Genomic DNA, 17,024 nt, shown 5'->3' with positions numbered 1-17,024 from the left:
TTTTTGGGGATGATTGTTGGTAAAACCGGCCCCTACGGATTTTAAAATTATCGGATGAGGATTAATGAATGATTGGCGATCGCACGCCTTCATCTACATAACCCATAATTTTCTGTATCCTATTTTCCCAAGAAAATTGCTTGACAAAATCCATGGTTTCTGCATAACCTTCGCTTTTCCTCGGATATTTGGTTAAACAATCTCGAATGCTTTGCGCGAACTGGTGCGGGTTATCCGGTTCGCACCAAGTTGCTGCTATATTTCCCGATTTAAATTCCATTAAAGATGCAATCTCTGTCGCTACAATCGGAGTTCCCGATGCCATGTAATCAAAGAATTTTAAAGGAGATGTGAACGTCGCGGCCTCTGTCAAACAGTGAGGGTGAGTCAAAACATCGGCTGCTTGCAGCAAGCTAGCAAGTTGATTTTGAGGGAGGTAGCCGAGAAATTTAATGTTGTTAACTTGCTTGGATTTGGCTAATTGCTGGTAGGCTGTTACTTGGGATGAATTACCGCCCGCGATCGCAAATTGAACTCGCGGCAATTCCTTAGCCACATCCACCAACATATCAACACCTTTAAACGGGTAAAGTCCCCCTGCATAAACTGCTAAATACTGTCTGTCATCTTCTAATAATTGCTGTCGCCAATTCTGGGCAGCTTCTGTTTGTCTCACGAGAAACAAATGGTTAAAACCGTTGTGCAGCGTAATTACTTTTTCCGGCGGCATCCCATTCAAAATCATGCTGTCTCGCACTGTATCGGCCACAGTTACGGAAATCTGAAACAGAGGATTGCGGACAATTTCTGATTCAAATTGCTTGTTTTCATGGTGGTGCTGTTCGTAGATAGCGGGAATTCCGTTTTTAATTGCTGCTTTGACAAAGTTCCAGTCCCGGCTATGGACAATTTGAGTCGATTTAAGCAGGTGAATCGGTAAATAGTATTTTGATACTATGGTACTCGCACTCGTCCACTTGTTATCCCAAAGATCGATCGGCCAAGGTATGGGCAAATCTGCTACTTTTAATTTTTCCTGAATATTGTAAATTTTGGCAAGTTTGTCATCCGGTTTTTTCGGTTGAAAAGGATCGAGTAAATGAACGGGATTCAAAGCACTCCAGCCTTTGCGGAGGTATACCAAAACTGCTGGATAACCGAGATTTGCTGCGGCATTTGCAGAGTGTGCAACTTGAACTAAGCTCGCGACATTGGGTTGCGGCAAGATATTTCTGGTAAAAAATACATAATATTTGGACATGGTAATTGGTAATTGGTAATTGTTGACTGTGCAGACAGTTGACTAATGACTAATGCCAACTGACTACTTTTTAACAGCCTGACGCTTAATAGTCTTTTCTATAAATTCTAAAGTAGTGAAAATATTAGCAGCAGAGTGAAAGGATTCTCTAATTAACTCGTCTCTTTCTTCGGGAGATTCTACCATTTCATCTACTAGCAATTTGAGGTAAGCTATCATGGGAGTCAGGCGAGTGCGAATTTCGTAAGAACCTCTAATTAGAGCTTCATCGCGAGCGGTTTCTTCGGCAAATTGCACTGAATACAAGCGAGTGTAGTAACCTCCTTTTGCTAGCAATTCTTCGTGGGAACCCATTTCTACTACTTGCCCGCGATCGATCACGGCGATTTTGTTGGCTTTTTGGACTGTGGAGAGGCGGTGGGCGATGACTAAGGTTGTGCGATCGCAACTCAATTTCTCGATCGCCGCTTGCACGTACCTTTCCGAAACCGTATCCAGCGAACTCGTTGCCTCATCTAAAATTAAGATTTCCGGGTTTTGCAGCAGGGCTCTAGCAATTGAAATTCTCTGACGCTGCCCTCCCGATAAGATCACGCCCCGATCGCCAATTTGAGTATCCAACCCCTCCGGCAACAGTTGGATAAACTCGTAAGCATTCGCTCCCTTCGCCGCTTCCACAATTTCTTCCTCAGTCGCTTGGGGCCTAGCGTAAGCAATATTTTCGCGTACTGAAGCATTAAACAAAAACGTATCTTGGCTAACAATACCCATCGCTTGTCTGAGACTTTTCAGCTCAAATTCGCGCAAATCTATGCCATCGAGCGAGATATGACCTTCAGTAGGATCGTAAAATCTCGGCAGTAAATCTGCCAAAGTTGACTTCCCAGAACCCGACGTTCCTACCAAAGCCAAAGTAGTGCCGTGAGGTAGAAATAAATCAACTCCTTGAAGAACTAAACTTTTGTGGTTAGGATAACTAAAAGATATTTTACTAAAATGAATTCCCGATCGCAAATGAGTGTACGGCACAGAACCGTTCAGCATAAATGGCTTGTCCTCGCAGCTCAAAAAATCACTAACTACCTCTACACTAGCCGATGTATTAGCAAATTGACTGCGCCCACTATTCAACTGAGAAATTAAAGGAATTAGCCGAAAAAGTACCAATAAATAGGTTAATAAAATTGTAGCAATAGACTCTATCTCATTCGCAAATATTGTGCGACCTATAAATACAATCAAAATTATAACTATCAAATTAACAACTTCGTTAATTGGGGCGATCGCCGCATAATTTACCTGAGCCTGAAAATCCGCTTGTTCTCGCCTTTGAATTAAATGCTTGATCCGCTGATACTCCCTTTCCTCATTCCCCGTTGACTTGACCAGCCGAATCCCAGTAATGGTTTCCAGCACCCTAACCGAATAATCTTTAGACATTTCAGAAAGCAGGTAGCCAAAATGCTTGGAACGGTTAATAATATGTTGATTTGTCCAAGCAACTAACGCCAGCAAAACTGTAGCTGTCACCGTCAGTTTCCACGAGAGCGAAAGTAGCAGACCCACAAAAACCAAAACCGTAATTGAGGTAGTAAACATTCCGATCGCCGTACCCACTGCACTAGCAGTCCGACCAATCTCTCCGCCCAACCTATTAATTAAATCCCCGACTTTAGTTTTAGAATAAAAATCTAAATCTACTTCTAACAACAACCGCAAACCTGCTTCTCGCAAATCAAAAGTTAGAGCGCGCGTCAGAGAAGTAGCTACTAAAGTATTGATATAACTCGCAACATTTTTAAAAATAATGGCCAGAATAATCGCCACTGTCATCAACATTAAACGCTGATTTTGGGGCATTCCCTCAAAGGGATACATCAAAGTTTTAATTAGAGGTGGAGCGCCGCGCAGCTCGATAGCTTCTTCTAAAAAACTTAAAAGCACTGGTACAATCAGAGTAGTGCTGATACCGTTGAATAAAGCGCCAGAAAAGCCCAGCATCACAGTTAAGAGAATCCTGCCGGGATATCGTCTGGCAAATTTTAGGAGTAGCTTATTGGCAGACATGAAGCATTCCCAGCTAAACAGTACGGCATCTCAAAATATTCTTCAATAACAGCCAGTTTTTCTTCCTCCCGGGAGTTGTTTTAAAATAACCTTTACATACCTGCGATTATATCTGAAAGTATCGGTGTCATTGCTTGAATACTATATTTTTGCACACATCTTTCCCGAGCTTTCATTCCTTGTAAATTCGCCGCTGTCAAATTTTGAAATATCCATTGAATCTTTTTTGAAATTTGACCCGGAGAACTCGGATCGACTAAATAACCAGTTCCTCCTAAAATTGCTGGAATATCCCCCACTCGCGTAGACAAAACAGGCTTAGCCATTGCCATGCCATCTGTCAGCTTGAGCGGAAACTGAGCCACGGCTGTGAGAGTTTCTCGCTGAGGAACAACGACAACATCAGCCGCCGCTACAACCGACGGCATCGTCTCCACTGGAAACCTTGGCAGTTTAATAATCCACCGCCCCCATTGTTTCACAAGTTTATCATCATAATCATCATAAGGACTCCCGCCGACGATCGCTAATTTTAAATCGGGCTCATTTAACTGTTCAAGCGCCATCAAAACATCCTCCACGCCTTTATGAGGTCGCGGTGCCCCCGGAAACATCAGAACTCTATACCCGGACAAGCCGTAACGCTGTCTGCTCAATTCAGGATTGTATTTAGCAGGGTCGAACATTACAGTATCTTTACCATTAGGCAAATATACACCACCAAAACGCTGTTTTAAAAACTCAGTATCAACGGTGACTGCATTAGCATGGTGAATGACACTTTCCATCCACTTGAGATAGAGGGGATTATCTGGTTCTCTCAATAAACCATTGTGTTTAAAAATATCTCGATAAAGTTGTTTGAAAGATGGACTGTATTTCCATTCATCTCCGCCGTACCAGCTCAGTTCCCAGTCGTCTATATCTAAAATTATAAAGTGGCGAGTCGCCAGTTTTTTTAGCAGTGATAACCCAAAGCTTGTAGGTTTAGGTTTGACTGCATAAATAATATCCCCATCTATTTTTTTCCAAACTTTTTGAGCATCCATTAAAAACCCCGGATAATTTTTACCCGGTATCGCACATACCGGGATGTTTCGGGGAGGACTAGCATACAATTCCTTGCCAAACTGAAATCCAACAACTTCTACATCACATTTAAGCTCTATCAAGACTTGAGCTAACAAAAAAGCACGAATTGCACCTCCTCCTGACAAATCGCTCACTACTAATGAAACTTTCACTGAGTATTTTGTTTAAAACATTTGTTTAATTTTCCTGCTTAACCGAGCTTTTGTCAAGCCGACTGGGACTCACGCACTCCCTACCACAGCAACCGGGTTTTTAACCAGGGTAAAGGGCAGCAACGAAGTATTTTGGTAAAAAAAACACAGTAATGAACCCAAGACTGTTATTCAAGCCAGCAAGAATTCTTCTAGGTAAATTTTCGGATATGTTGAGGATAATTTTTTTAAATTTTGTGCTGATTTTTGTTGCTTTTGATGCAGTTTGCCAACCAACTTTAATTATTTTAAACGCCAGGGATTGTTAAGTTGATTTGGTAAAAATATTTTAGCCGTGCGATCGACTATTATAGTAAAGAACGATCGCGTCACGTTCTTGGCGTACTGAGGGCGGTAAGGATAAGTGCAGTGCATTACTTTAATCGGTTTGTCGATTGTATAAACATCTTTCCACTTATCCAAATAGTTGTACACCGGGGACAAAGTTGTCATTTTCGGTTTCACCGATTCAACAGCCGCCGCAAAAGCTCCCTGGTCTTTCAATAGTAGCACGTTTTGATGCACCACTACCATCTCGAAATATTTCTTAAAGTTTATAAACAATTCCTGAGTTTTACTGCTTTTCGTAAAAGCGATAAATCCGCCATTGTATTGAATGCTATTTTCATTTAGCGGCAATCCGACAGACTGCAAAGTTGCCAGAATATCCTGCTTGACTCTTAATAAATTTGCAGCTTTCGCAATCGCAGGCTGCACGTCTTCTGTTACCAGCAAATCTACTTCATCAAGATAGTCAAAAACTTCATATATTGGCGATAGCAAGCAAATATCGCAGTCCAGATAAATAGTTTTCTCAAAAGGAGATTGTTGATACAAAGCCAGCTTAGCTTGTCGCGATGCTAAAACAGGATTTTCGTGTTTCGGTGCAACCTGCAATCTCACATTTCCGAACACCAAAAGTAAGGGATATAAAAATCGCGGAACTCTATCTATTAAAATAATAATTGGTTCGCGGTGAAACTTCCTGACTGAAGCTAGAAAATGTATGCAGTCTTGAAATGAGTACAATCCAATTAAAATGGTAATAAATCCTCTATCCATATCTTTTATCTAACGATAGTAAAAATCGAAATTTAATAAGGCAATTAACTGTGTTTTTAATAACCGATAGAGATATTGCCAATGCTCAAACTGCAATTTATCCCCAACTTTATCCCAAAAGGTTCTTACTTGATTTTTTTGCCAGTCCCAATGAGCAAAAGAATGCTCCATAACTTGAGCGAGTTCCTGCCACCCGTCATTACGAATATTCCACCCAACTTTAGCAGTTGCTAACCCAATTGGATTACCGTCTTTTGTTTTGACTTTTTGCACTTCAAAAAATCTTCCAATCTTTCCCCATTCATGAATAAACTGAATTTCTTTCCCATTGTCTCTCGCAATTACAAACAAATTTTCTTGAACAAAACTTACCTTTTTTAATGGTAGTTCTAGCTTTTTTGCTAATTTATGAATTGCCTCTTTTCTCCCCGGAAATGATTGATTTGGTGGATGTTCTAGAATGGGCATAAACCCTTTACAAGTAATTCCTGACATCCATTCTCTCTCGGGCACTTTTCCTATGATTCTTGTATCTGCATCCACAAAGATTGTCACTCGACATAATTCTAAGGCTTTTTTTAGTGCAAATCGTTTATCATTATAACAATAATATACACCTTCGCGACTTTTTTTAAAGGCGAAAACATTCGTCAAATTCTGAAAGTCATTTGGGTTGTCAGTACAAACAACTAGCATCGTCCCTAGAGAATGAGTTTCTAAGTCTGCTGCTAGTTGTTTGGCTAATTCGCGATACTTTTTCCTAAAAGCTAAGGTGCAAAAACAAAAATCTTTGTGAATGTTTAACATTATTTTCGACTCAATTTTTGCACTTGTTTTATTTGAATTTATGCTAACTGTGGCGTTTTTGGTGCCACTGCCAAGCATGGGAGATAATGTTCTTAATGTCGGGATATTCTGGAGACCAACCCAAGGTTTTGATGGCTTTCTCGCTGCTGCCAACCAAAGAAGGCGGATCTCCCGGACGCCGATCGCACTCAACAGCCTTAATCTCTTTTCCCGTCACTTGGCGAGCCGTTTCTATCACCTCTTTCACCGAAAACCCGCCGCCGTTGCCTAAATTAAAGAAATCAGATTTGCCACCATTCAACAAATATTCTAATCCCAAAATGTGAGCCGATGCTAAATCGTTAACGTGAATGTAATCCCGAATGCAAGTACCGTCAGGAGTATCGTAATCCGTGCCAAAAATCGCGATCGAATCTCGTTTTCCCAAAGCAGCAAACAACACCAGCGGGATTAGGTGAGTTTCTGGATTGTGATCCTCTCCTACCAACCCGTTCGGATCTGCCCCAGCCGCGTTAAAATAGCGGAAACAAACAGACTTAAAATTGTACGCCGCGTCAAAATCAGACAAAATCCGTTCTACCATTAACTTAGTAGCACCGTAGGGATTGATCGGGTTTTGTGGGTGGTCTTCTGTGAGCGGAATTTTCTGCGGTACGCCGTAAGTCGCGCAAGTAGAAGAAAACACCAATTTATTCACCCCAGCACCCATCATTGCTTCCAAAAGGGTAATAGTGCCGATGACATTGTTGCGGTAATATTTAGCTGGGTCGGTAACAGATTCGCCCACGTAAGCGTATGCAGAAAAGTGCATTACCGCAGCAATATTGTGTTTAGCGAACAGGTTGTCAAGAAGAGTGCGATCGCTCGTATCGCCAACTACCAACTCGACCTGCAAAGCCCGATCTACTATATCTCGATGACCGTAAACTAAATTATCCAAAATCACCACACCGTAACCGGCGTTTTTCAGCGCTAATACCGCGTGAGAGCCAATATATCCAGCTCCGCCCGTCACCAAAATAGTTTGTTTTTCTGCACTCATTTTCTTCTGCCTGTTTTTGTAGCTGGAATTGCCAAGAGCCTTGTTAATTTGAGACTTCCACAACTAATGCTTTCACACTCCGCGTGAGCCGGAGAACTCAAGCGATATATATAGACTTTCCTGTGCGGGACGATCGCACTCCGAAAAAACGCTTTTTACAATCCAGAGGGATGCTGACTGCGCCAGTCTTCAGTTCAATCGATAAACTTGAGGCGACCAATTTGCAGATAATCAAATATCCGGTTGATTTGGTGTCGATCCTCTTCTGAAATTTTATCATCTGACAGGATAGCAGAAGTCAAAACTAAATGTTCCCGGCGAGAGATTTTGCCAGACGCTACAATCCGATCGACCATTTGAGAAATTGTTAAGTTCGATTTGTTGTGAGATGTTCGCATTTATTCGCTCGCTTGTATGCTAAAATAGTTAAAGCGGATTGCAGTTCTTGACCAAAAAATGGTGCGTAGCCGACCGTAAATCACTTTGCTCAACAGCAGAAATAAGGTATCAGAGTTTTACTTCCAAAGGTAGATGTGCGGATTTAATAAGTATGCCTTCAGCCTTCGGATAGCGTTCAGAACTAATTTAATTATATAATATTTTTCCTAGAGAGGCAGTTTTCTATGCAGGTTTATCGGCTTCCGGTACTGTCGGACAATTACATTTTTTTGCTGCACGACCCCGATCGCCACACAGCAGCAGTAGTCGATCCAGCCCAAGCAGAGCCGGTCTTGCAGCAACTGCGAGCGCTCGGAGCCGAATTAACAGCAATTTTCAACACGCACCACCACAGCGACCACGTAGGCGGCAACCAGCAACTCATTGATCGCTTTCCCCAAATTAAAGTTTACGGTGGCGCAGAAGATAGAGGCAGAATACCCGGACAGCAAGTGTTTTTACAAGCGGGCGATCGAGTTTCTTTCGCCAACAGAACCGCCGAAGTCTTCTTCGTACCCGGCCACACAAAAGCTCACATCGCCTACTATTTCCCCCCCAGCAACCCAGGGGAAATCGGCGAATTGTTCTGCGGCGACACTTTATTTGCTGGAGGCTGCGGCAGACTATTTGAAGGCACTCCCGCCCAAATGTTAGCCTCCCTCGGGCAACTGCGAAACTTGCCCGACAATACAAGAGTTTGGTGTGCCCACGAATACACGCTGAAAAACTTGCAATTTGCCATCAGTGTAGATGGCGACAATCCCGATCTGCAGCAGCGCTTGGGCGAAGTCAAGGAAGCGCGCAGTCGATCGCAACCTACAATACCATCATCGATCGGCCTCGAAAAAAGCACAAACCCATTTTTGCGCTGGGATTTTCCCAACCTCCAATCAGCCACCAACACCTCCGATCCAGTGCAAACCTTCGCTCGATTGCGCGGCATGAAAGAGCGGTTTTGACAAGTACCAACAATAAATATCACAACATCGAGCCATAATTGATTGGGGCGAAGCTTTCCCACGGTTTCGGTAGGGAGAGAAAGCGCATCACTTTAGTTGACATACATTCAGGATCGTGGTTGTTCAAAACTTGCTCGCATTTGAAACAGCCCGAAAATTACCCGTAGCCTGTCCTGAATCTCGCAAGTGGTTAAGACGTGGGATTCTACTCTAAAATAAGTTGTCTAGATATTTATATTCCAGCAGGACGATCGACATCCCTCTTAGGTTTGAATTGTTCCCCTGAATTAAATCAAAAGTTCCTGTGGTTATTTCCCTATTATTGATGAGCGCGATTGGCTTTGCCAAAAGTAAAACGAGCGTTGTTAGAAACCGATGCAAAATCCACGTAATACTGAACTCCAACCGAAAATCGACCCCTCTGTTTCCACGGATTCTAACAAACCGCTCTACCCAGGCGCGCCTTGGCTAACTGATGTAGGGATGGTTCTGCAATTGGCCGATGGTAGCATTCAGGGGTGCAATTCTCACGCCCAGGAGCTGTTGGGGATGACAGCAGAACAGATGCTCTTATGCACTTCAATCAACAGTCGGTGGCAGACTGTGCGTGAAGATGGCTTGGATTTTCCCGGCGAGACACATCCGGCGATGGTGGCGTTGCAAACCGGGCAACCATGCTCAAATGTCATCATGGGCTTCGATCGGCCACAGGGAGAATTGATTTGGTTGACGCTCAATTCTCAACCTTTATTTCAGGGAGATCGATCGACTCCCTATGCGGTAGTAACAACCTTCACGGAACTCGCTCAACAAAAGCCCGAACCAGTTTGTAACGCGCCCGCGCAACAACTCTCAGACACCCTCGAAAGTATTTCGGACGGGTTCTTTGCTTTGGATCGAGACTGGCGATTTACCTACGTCAATTTGCAAGCGGCGCGGTGGCTGAATCGACCCTCGAAAGATTTGATTGGCAACAGCATTTGGGAAGAGTTTCCCGAATCAGTGGGCAGTTTGTTTGAACAAGAATATCGCCACGCCGCGACATTCCAAGTTACGGTTAGTTTTGAATCTTTTTATCCGCCGCTCAATGCTTGGTATGCGGTACGAGCCTATCCGATCGCCTCGGGACTTGCCGTTTATTTTCAAGATGTGACCGAGGAGAAAGCGGCGAGGGCTATTTTTATTAAACAAGCGCAAACTGTGCAGCAACAACTAGCAGAAATCGAGGCGATTTATGCTAGTGCGCCGATCGGACTTTGCTTTATCGATACCGAGTTGCGGTTTGTCCGCCTCAACGATCGCCTAGCAGAAATTAACCGAGTTCCAGCCGCCACCCACATCGGCAAAACATTGCGCGAAATTTTGCCAGAAATGGCAGATGATTTAGAGCCGCTTTACCGACAAGTTATTGAAACTAAAGTTCCACTTCAACAGCTCGAAGTTCGTAGGACGAACTCAGCACAGCCGGGAGTCGAACAGGATTGGCTGTTGAGTCTCTATCCGCTGAAAGCCGAGGACGATCGCGTTTTGGGCGTGAATGTGACGGTGCATGAAATTACCGAACGTAAAGCTACCAAAAAAGAAATTCAACGGCTCAACCAAGAACTAGAGCGACGAATTAATGAACTCGAATCAATCCTTGATGCTGTACCCGTTGGCATTACGATCGCCGACGACCCACAGTGTCAAGTAATTCGCGCTAACCGGTTTGCCCAGTCGATGTTGAAAGTGCCGCCCGATACGAATGTTTCTGGAACCGGAGAGCAAGCCGCAGTCCTTCCCTTTAGGCGACTCCGCAACGGACTAGAAATTCCGGGAGAACAACTGCCAATGCAACTAGCCGTGGCTTCCGGCGTCGAAGTGCGAGATATGGAAATTCAAATGGTGCGCGAGGATGGGGTGGCCTTTGATTGGTTGGTAAATGCGGTGCCGTTATTTGACGAACAAGGCGGAGTTCGCGGCTGTGTGGCGGCGTTTATGGATATTAGCGAGCGCAAACAAGCTATTGCTGCTTTGCGCCGTTCCGAGGAACGCTATCGCACTTTGTTTGATTCCCTAGACGAAGGTTTTTGCGTCATCGAAATGCTGTTTGACGAAAACGAAAAGCCGATCGATTACCGCTTTTTGGAAGTCAATCCGGCTTTTGAGAAACAAACCGGACTCGTAGAAGCTGCGGGCAAAACGGTGCGCCAGCTCCTTCCAAAGCACGAAAATTATTGGTTTGAGATTTACGGCAACGTCGCGCTGACGGGGGAGCCATTGCGCTTTGAGCAAGGCTCGGAAGCCATGAACCGCTGGTTTGAGGTTTCGGCGTTCCGTACTCCTGAGCCAAACAGCCGCAAAGTCGCCGTACTTTTCAAAGACATCACCGATCGCAAACAGTCGGAGAATCTCGTGCAGCAACAGTCCGAGCAACTGCGGCTGTTCGTCAAACATTCGCCTGCTGGGGTGGCCATGTTTGACCGCCAGATGCGGTATATGCTGGTGAGCGACCGCTGGCTGGCAAGTTACGGGATCGGCGATCAAAACATTGTGGGCCGATCGCACTACGACATCTTTCCCAATTTGCCCGATCGTTTGAAACAAATCCACCAACGCTGTCTGGCGGGAGCAGTCGAAATCTGCCAAGAAGATCAGTTTCCCCGCCCTGATGGCTGCGTTGACTGGGTGCGCTGGGAAATTCATCCTTGGCGAACCAACAGCAATGAGATTGGCGGCATCATGATTTTTTGCGAAATCATCACCGAGCGCAAAAACGCTGAACTCGCGGTGCAAGCGGCCTCCCAGCAAGTCACCAATATTATCGAAAGTATTACCGATGCCTTTATGGCGCTCGATTCAGAATGGCGCTATACCTACGTTAATGCCACAGCAGAAAAACTGCTTTCTCGATCGAGAGCCGACTTGTTAGGTCGATCAATCTGGGAGCTATTCCCCGCCGAGAAAGAATCAAATTCAAGGGCATATCAAGAATTTCATCGAGTCGTTAACGAGCAAGTTTCTGTCAAATTTGAAGAGTTTTCGCCGTCGCTCCAAATGTATATAGAAGTGAGCGCCTATCCTGCGGCCCAAGGACTTACCGCTTATTGGAGCAATATTAGCGATCGCAAACGCACTGAAGAAGAACTGCGGCAAAAGAATGCGATTTTGAACGTGATTAACGAGTCAGCACCCACGCCAATTTTTGTCAAAAATCGAGAAGGACAGATTATTTATGCAAATCCAGCCACGCTGGAAATAATGGGCAAACCTGCTTCTGAAGTAATTGGTGGTCGCGATATCGATTTATACCCAGTAGTAGAACTTGCAGTCACAGTCACGGAAAGCGATCGGCGCATTATGGAATCTGGACAAACAGAAGTCCTCGAAGAATCTCACGATGGCATTCGGACATTTCTGGTAATGAAAGCTCCCTACCGCAATCAGGCGGGAGAAGTCATCGGCCTGATTGGTATCTCCAGCGACATCACAAATCGCAAACGATCGGAAGTCGCCCTACAAGAACAAACTAAGTTACTGCAAGTCATCATTGACAGCATTGGTGATGGTTTAATTTTGGCAAACCAACAAGGGGAGTTTGTGCTATTTAACCGAGCCGCCGTGAGGATATTCGGTCAGCTATCGAATGAAAAATCTTGTGAGGAATGGTCCAGCACCTACGGACTATTTACGGCAGACAAAAAAACCCTCTTCCCCGACGCTGAACTACCTCTAGCCAGAGCAATCAAAGGTGAATATGTCAATGATGTAGAGGTATTTGTCCGCCGCGAAAATTCCCCAGAACGCTGGATCAGTATCAGCGGTTATCCAGTAATTGATACTAGCAGCGAAATCAAAGGTGGAGTGATTGTCTGTCGGGATATCACAGAACGCAAACAAGCAGAAGCAGCGCTGCAAGAAAGCGAAGAACGATTTCGCACTATGGCTAACAACGCTCCTTTTATGGTATGGGTAACAGACTCCACAGGCTATTGCATTTTCGTGAGCGAAAGTTGGTATGAATTCACAGGTCAAACTGAGGAAACAGCTTTGGGATTTGGTTGGATAAACGCAGTGCATCCAGAAGACAGAGAACAGGCGATGAAGGTATTTTTGAGGGCCCACGAAGGCCAGGAACTTTACCGCCTAGAATTTCGCGTGGGGCGCAAGGATGGCGGATATTCTTGGGCGCTGGAAGCGGCTGCTCCCAGATTTACCGAAAGCGGACTATTTGAGGGTTTTATCGGTTCTGCGATCGACATTACAGAACGCAAACAAGTGGAAATCGAGCGTGATATGGTTCTGCAATTAGAACAAACTGCCCGCGCGGAAGCCGAGCGAGCTAACCGCATTAAAGACGAGTTTCTGGCGGTGCTTTCTCATGAGTTGCGATCGCCCTTAAATCCGATTTTAGGCTGGTCGCAACTGCTCGTCGGCGGCAAGCTGAAGGCGACTCAAACTGCCAAGGCTTTTGAGACGATTGAGCGCAACGCCAGACTGCAATCTCAATTAATCGAAGACTTGCTTGACGTGTCTCGGATTCTGCAAGGAAAACTCAGATTGAATGTTGCTCCGGTGAATCTGGCAACCATTATTCCGTCTGCGGTGGAAACCGTGCAATTAGCCGCCGAAGCTAAAAAGATTCAAATCCAAACAATTTTAAATCCCGCTGTCGGGCAAGTTCTAGGGGATACAAGTCGCTTGCAACAAGTTGTCTGGAATTTGTTATCAAATGCGGTGAAATTCACGCCAGAAGGCGGTCAAGTTGAAGTTAGATTAACGCAAATAGAACACCAAGCTCAAATTCAAGTCACGGACACGGGTAAAGGTATTCTTCCCGATTTCTTGCCTTATGTTTTTGACCATTTCCGACAAGAAGATGGTGCCACTACTCGCAAATTTGGCGGCTTGGGACTGGGATTGGCGATCGTCCGCCAACTGATCGAACTTCACGGCGGAACCGTGTTTGCAGAAAGCGCCGGAGAAGGTCAAGGAGCGACGTTTACGGTGAGATTACCGCTATTAAATGATGATTCTAGAAGGCAGGAGGGGGAAGAACCTCATGGGGCTGCTCTTCCTGATCTCTCATCCTTGCCGCTAGCAGGATTGAGAATTTTGGTGGTAGATGATGAACTCGACTCGCGAGATTTTGTCGCTTTCGTGCTTGAGGAAGCGGGTGCAGAGGTGATTTCCCTGTCATCTGCTGCTGAGGCGCTAGAGTCGATCGAACAAACTGCACCGGATTTGCTCGTCAGCGACATCGGAATGCCCCAGATGGACGGCTATATGTTGATAAATCGTATCCGCACTCAGCTTGCGCCTGAGTATCGGCAGTTGTTGGCGATCGCCTTAACGGCCTATGCTGGAGAAGCGAACGAGCGCCAAGTTTTGCAAGCCGGATTTGACAAACACTTAGCCAAGCCGATCAATCCGACCCTGTTAGTTGCTACTGTAGCGCGAGCGATCGTCGCCCAGCGCCTTGAAAATAAAGCCTGAGTGCTCGGTAAGACATTGCACTGTAGTTGATTTGGCTCATCACAGCACCCCCGTTTTGCGTAATTTCAAACTGAATTTGCCCGTTAAAAATATTATCCCTGTTTCTTCCCTCGAACCTCGAATCTCGAACCTCTAATCTCAACATCCATCCGTTAAATCCGTTAAACCCGTTACATCCGTTACAAAATCCGTTGCCGAACTTCCTTGCGATCGCCCCTCAAACTTCGCTATTATAAAAAGTTGCAGTTAAAACCCCACAACCCACGATCATGGCCAAGCGCGTCCAATTAGTTTTAAATAAAGATGTCAGCAAACTCGGCAAAGCTGGCGACGTAGTAGAAGTAGCCCCAGGCTACGCCCGCAACTACCTAGTACCCCAAGGAATGGGATTTAGAGCCACTCCGGGCATTCTCAAGCAAGCAGAGCGCCGCCGTGAAGAAGAAAGAGTGCGTCAGCTAGAGCTCAAGCAGCAAGCTGAAGTCCGCAAAACCGCCCTCCAATCGGCTGGGCCTTTCATCATCTCCAAGCAAGTTGGCGAAGCAGACGCGATTTTTGGTACTGTTACCAACCAAGAAGTAGCAGAACTGATTTTCAACTCTACCAGTCAAGAAGTCGATCGGCGCGGCATCACTCTGCCCGAAATTCGCCAAACAGGTACATACAAAGCTGAAATCAAACTACACGCAGAAGTTACCGCCGAAGTTGATATTCAAGTTGTTCCGATGTAATTAAGAGTTATCAGTCATCAGTCATCAGTCATTAGTTGTTAGTCATTAGTCATTAGCTAACAACTAAGCACTGCTAACTAGCGAAGTGAGTAACGCTAACTTACAGATTGAAAACTGACGACTAATAACTGGCAACTAATAACTAATGACTGAGAAATATTGACTAATGAGCGATTTGATGCCGACAAATATAGAGGCAGAAGAAGCAATTTTGGGCGGGATTTTAATTGACCCCGAAGCTATTTCCCGAATTGCCGAACTGCTGCGACCGGAGTTTTTTGCCATCACCGCTCATCAAGTCATTTATCGATCGGCATTAGGGCTATTTTTACAGGGTCAGCCTACCGATTTAATGACGGTAACAACTGCGCTAACCGACCGCAACCAGTTAGAGCAAGTAGGAGGACTAACTAAATTAGCACAATTAGTCGATCGCACAGTTTCCGCAGTCAACATCGACCAATATGCAGTTTTAGTTGAAGACAAATATCAGCGCCGCAAATTAATCGAAGCTGGCAACAACATAGTACAATTAGGTTACGAGACGGCAACACCACTAGCAACAGTCTTAGACCGCGCCGAACAAGAAATTTTCAGCATAACTCAAGAACGCCCGCAACAAGATTTAGTATCGATCGGCGAAACACTAAACCAAACATTTCAAGACCTAGAAAATCGCAATGAAGGCCTCACACTTCCCGGTATTCCGTGCGGTTTCTATGACTTAGATGCTATGACAGGAGGCTTTCAGCGATCGGATTTAATCATCGTTGCGGCTAGGCCGGCGATGGGCAAAACTGCTTTCTGTACCAACATCGCCCACCACATCGCCGCTGGAGGGCAGAAATTGCCGGTTGCCGTTTTCAGCTTAGAAATGTCGAAAGAACAGCTAGTGCAGCGTATCCTGTCCAGCGAAGCCAAAATAGAAAGTAACCGATTGCGATCGGGTAGAATCAGTCAAAACGAATGGGAACCAATCAGTACAGCCATTGGCAATTTATCAGAACTACCGCTGTTTATTGACGATACTCCCAATATTACCGTCACAGAAATCCGATCTAAAGCCCGCCGCCTCCAAGCAGAACAAGGCGGAGCCCTAGGATTAATCTTGTTAGATTACCTGCAATTAATGGAAGGTAGCAGCGACAACCGCGTGCAAGAACTATCTCGAATTACCAGAAGTCTTAAAGGTTTAGCCCGCGAACTCAATGTGCCGATTCTTGCCTTATCTCAGTTGAGTCGGGGTGTGGAAGCGAGGACAAACAAGCGGCCGATGATGTCAGATTTGAGAGAAAGTGGAAGCATTGAACAAGACGCGGATTTAGTAATTATGCTCTACCGCGATGAATATTACAATCCTGATTCGCCCGATCGCGGAATTGCAGAAGTAATTATTACCAAACACAGAAACGGCCCGACAGGAATCATCAAACTATTATTTGACGCCCAATTTACCTGCTTCCGCAATCTGGCATCTCCGAAGCGATCGTAAATCAACCAGGGCTTAGATTATGTGCGTTGAATTAGCCGTTATAAACTTTTTTCGCAAAAGTGAGGGCTGGTTTATAGATATTGTCGATATCGATGAAAGATTGTTGGGGAAACCTGCCGCTACAAATATTGTGGTTAATTTACCTGAACTTCCTCCTCCAAATATACTTGCACAGCATCAAAAGCCTCTCACCACAAAGGTTTCAATTGTTGATTAAAATTTGTGTACCCATGTAGATGATTGATATCTGTTTGCGATCAGCAATTATATGGAATCTACAACAATTGAGCGCGATCGCCTGCGTCAACTATTGCTTATACAGCATATTGCAGGTATAGTCATTTCAAATAAGTATGAGACACTATTCATGCACAATAAGCACGAATAATTTCATCAAGAGATGTGCCAGG

Annotated in this window: 12 protein-coding genes; 5 read left to right on the top strand and 7 right to left on the bottom strand. The window is 44.9% G+C overall.

Translation table 11 applies throughout. The features are described from left to right. Nucleotides 1–61 precede the first annotated feature (61 nt). The 7 genes from QUA40_RS18560 to QUA40_RS18530 all read right to left on the bottom strand — a co-directional run bounded on the left by QUA40_RS18560 (nucleotide 62) and on the right by QUA40_RS18530 (nucleotide 7,920). Nucleotides 62–1,261: a glycosyltransferase family 4 protein gene (locus QUA40_RS18560; protein WP_333128421.1), complete on the bottom strand. Its 1,200-nt coding sequence runs from the start codon at nucleotides 1,259–1,261 to the stop codon at nucleotides 62–64. Between the two features lie 63 nt (nucleotides 1,262–1,324). After that, nucleotides 1,325–3,328: an ABC transporter ATP-binding protein gene (locus QUA40_RS18555; RefSeq protein WP_333128419.1), complete on the bottom strand. Its 2,004-nt coding sequence runs from the start codon at nucleotides 3,326–3,328 to the stop codon at nucleotides 1,325–1,327. Between the two features lie 92 nt (nucleotides 3,329–3,420). Beyond that, complete coding sequence (locus QUA40_RS18550; RefSeq protein WP_333128418.1) at nucleotides 3,421–4,572, bottom strand: glycosyltransferase family 4 protein; 1,152 nt, start codon at nucleotides 4,570–4,572, stop codon at nucleotides 3,421–3,423. A gap of 282 nt (nucleotides 4,573–4,854) precedes the next feature. Next, nucleotides 4,855–5,673 carry a hypothetical protein gene (locus QUA40_RS18545; protein WP_333128415.1) on the bottom strand — a complete coding sequence of 273 codons (819 nt, stop codon included), beginning with the start codon at nucleotides 5,671–5,673 and terminating at the stop codon, nucleotides 4,855–4,857. A gap of 9 nt (nucleotides 5,674–5,682) precedes the next feature. Continuing rightward, nucleotides 5,683–6,480 (bottom strand): hypothetical protein, encoded by a 798-nt coding sequence (locus tag QUA40_RS18540; RefSeq protein WP_333128413.1) that lies wholly within the window; start codon nucleotides 6,478–6,480, stop codon nucleotides 5,683–5,685. A 43-nt stretch (nucleotides 6,481–6,523) separates the two neighbouring features. Next, nucleotides 6,524–7,522 carry a UDP-glucose 4-epimerase GalE gene (gene galE, locus QUA40_RS18535; RefSeq protein ID WP_333128411.1) on the bottom strand — a complete coding sequence of 333 codons (999 nt, stop codon included), beginning with the start codon at nucleotides 7,520–7,522 and terminating at the stop codon, nucleotides 6,524–6,526. A gap of 194 nt (nucleotides 7,523–7,716) precedes the next feature. Continuing rightward, the gene (locus QUA40_RS18530) at nucleotides 7,717–7,920 is read right to left on the bottom strand and encodes a hypothetical protein (RefSeq protein ID WP_333128408.1); all 204 of its coding nucleotides are present in this window, start codon (nucleotides 7,918–7,920) and stop codon (nucleotides 7,717–7,719) included. A 225-nt stretch (nucleotides 7,921–8,145) separates the two neighbouring features. Here QUA40_RS18530 and gloB point away from each other — a divergent pair, with 225 nt between their 5' ends. The 5 genes from gloB (at nucleotide 8,146) to QUA40_RS18505 (ending at nucleotide 16,831) form a co-directional block, all read left to right on the top strand. Continuing rightward, complete coding sequence (gene gloB / locus QUA40_RS18525; RefSeq protein WP_333128406.1) at nucleotides 8,146–8,919, top strand: hydroxyacylglutathione hydrolase; 774 nt, start codon at nucleotides 8,146–8,148, stop codon at nucleotides 8,917–8,919. A 375-nt stretch (nucleotides 8,920–9,294) separates the two neighbouring features. Beyond that, on the top strand, nucleotides 9,295–14,394 hold the full coding sequence (locus tag QUA40_RS18520) for a PAS domain-containing protein (protein ID WP_333128405.1): 5,100 nt from the start codon (nucleotides 9,295–9,297) through the stop codon (nucleotides 14,392–14,394). Nucleotides 14,395–14,663: 269 nt separating this feature from the next. Next, nucleotides 14,664–15,122, top strand: coding sequence for a 50S ribosomal protein L9 (rplI, locus tag QUA40_RS18515; protein WP_333128403.1), 459 nt, complete (start codon nucleotides 14,664–14,666; stop codon nucleotides 15,120–15,122). Between the two features lie 166 nt (nucleotides 15,123–15,288). Continuing rightward, a complete protein-coding gene (gene dnaB / locus QUA40_RS18510) occupies nucleotides 15,289–16,614 on the top strand; it encodes a replicative DNA helicase (RefSeq protein WP_333128400.1) in 1,326 nt (441 codons plus the stop codon). Between the two features lie 19 nt (nucleotides 16,615–16,633). After that, nucleotides 16,634–16,831 carry a hypothetical protein gene (locus QUA40_RS18505; protein WP_333128398.1) on the top strand — a complete coding sequence of 66 codons (198 nt, stop codon included), beginning with the start codon at nucleotides 16,634–16,636 and terminating at the stop codon, nucleotides 16,829–16,831. Nucleotides 16,832–17,024: the final 193 nt, after the last annotated feature.

This window comes from Microcoleus sp. Pol11C3 (genome assembly GCF_036701485.1).
Taxonomy (GTDB): Bacteria; Cyanobacteriota; Cyanobacteriia; order Cyanobacteriales; family Microcoleaceae; genus Microcoleus.
This window is presented reverse-complemented; position numbering and strand designations above follow the sequence as displayed.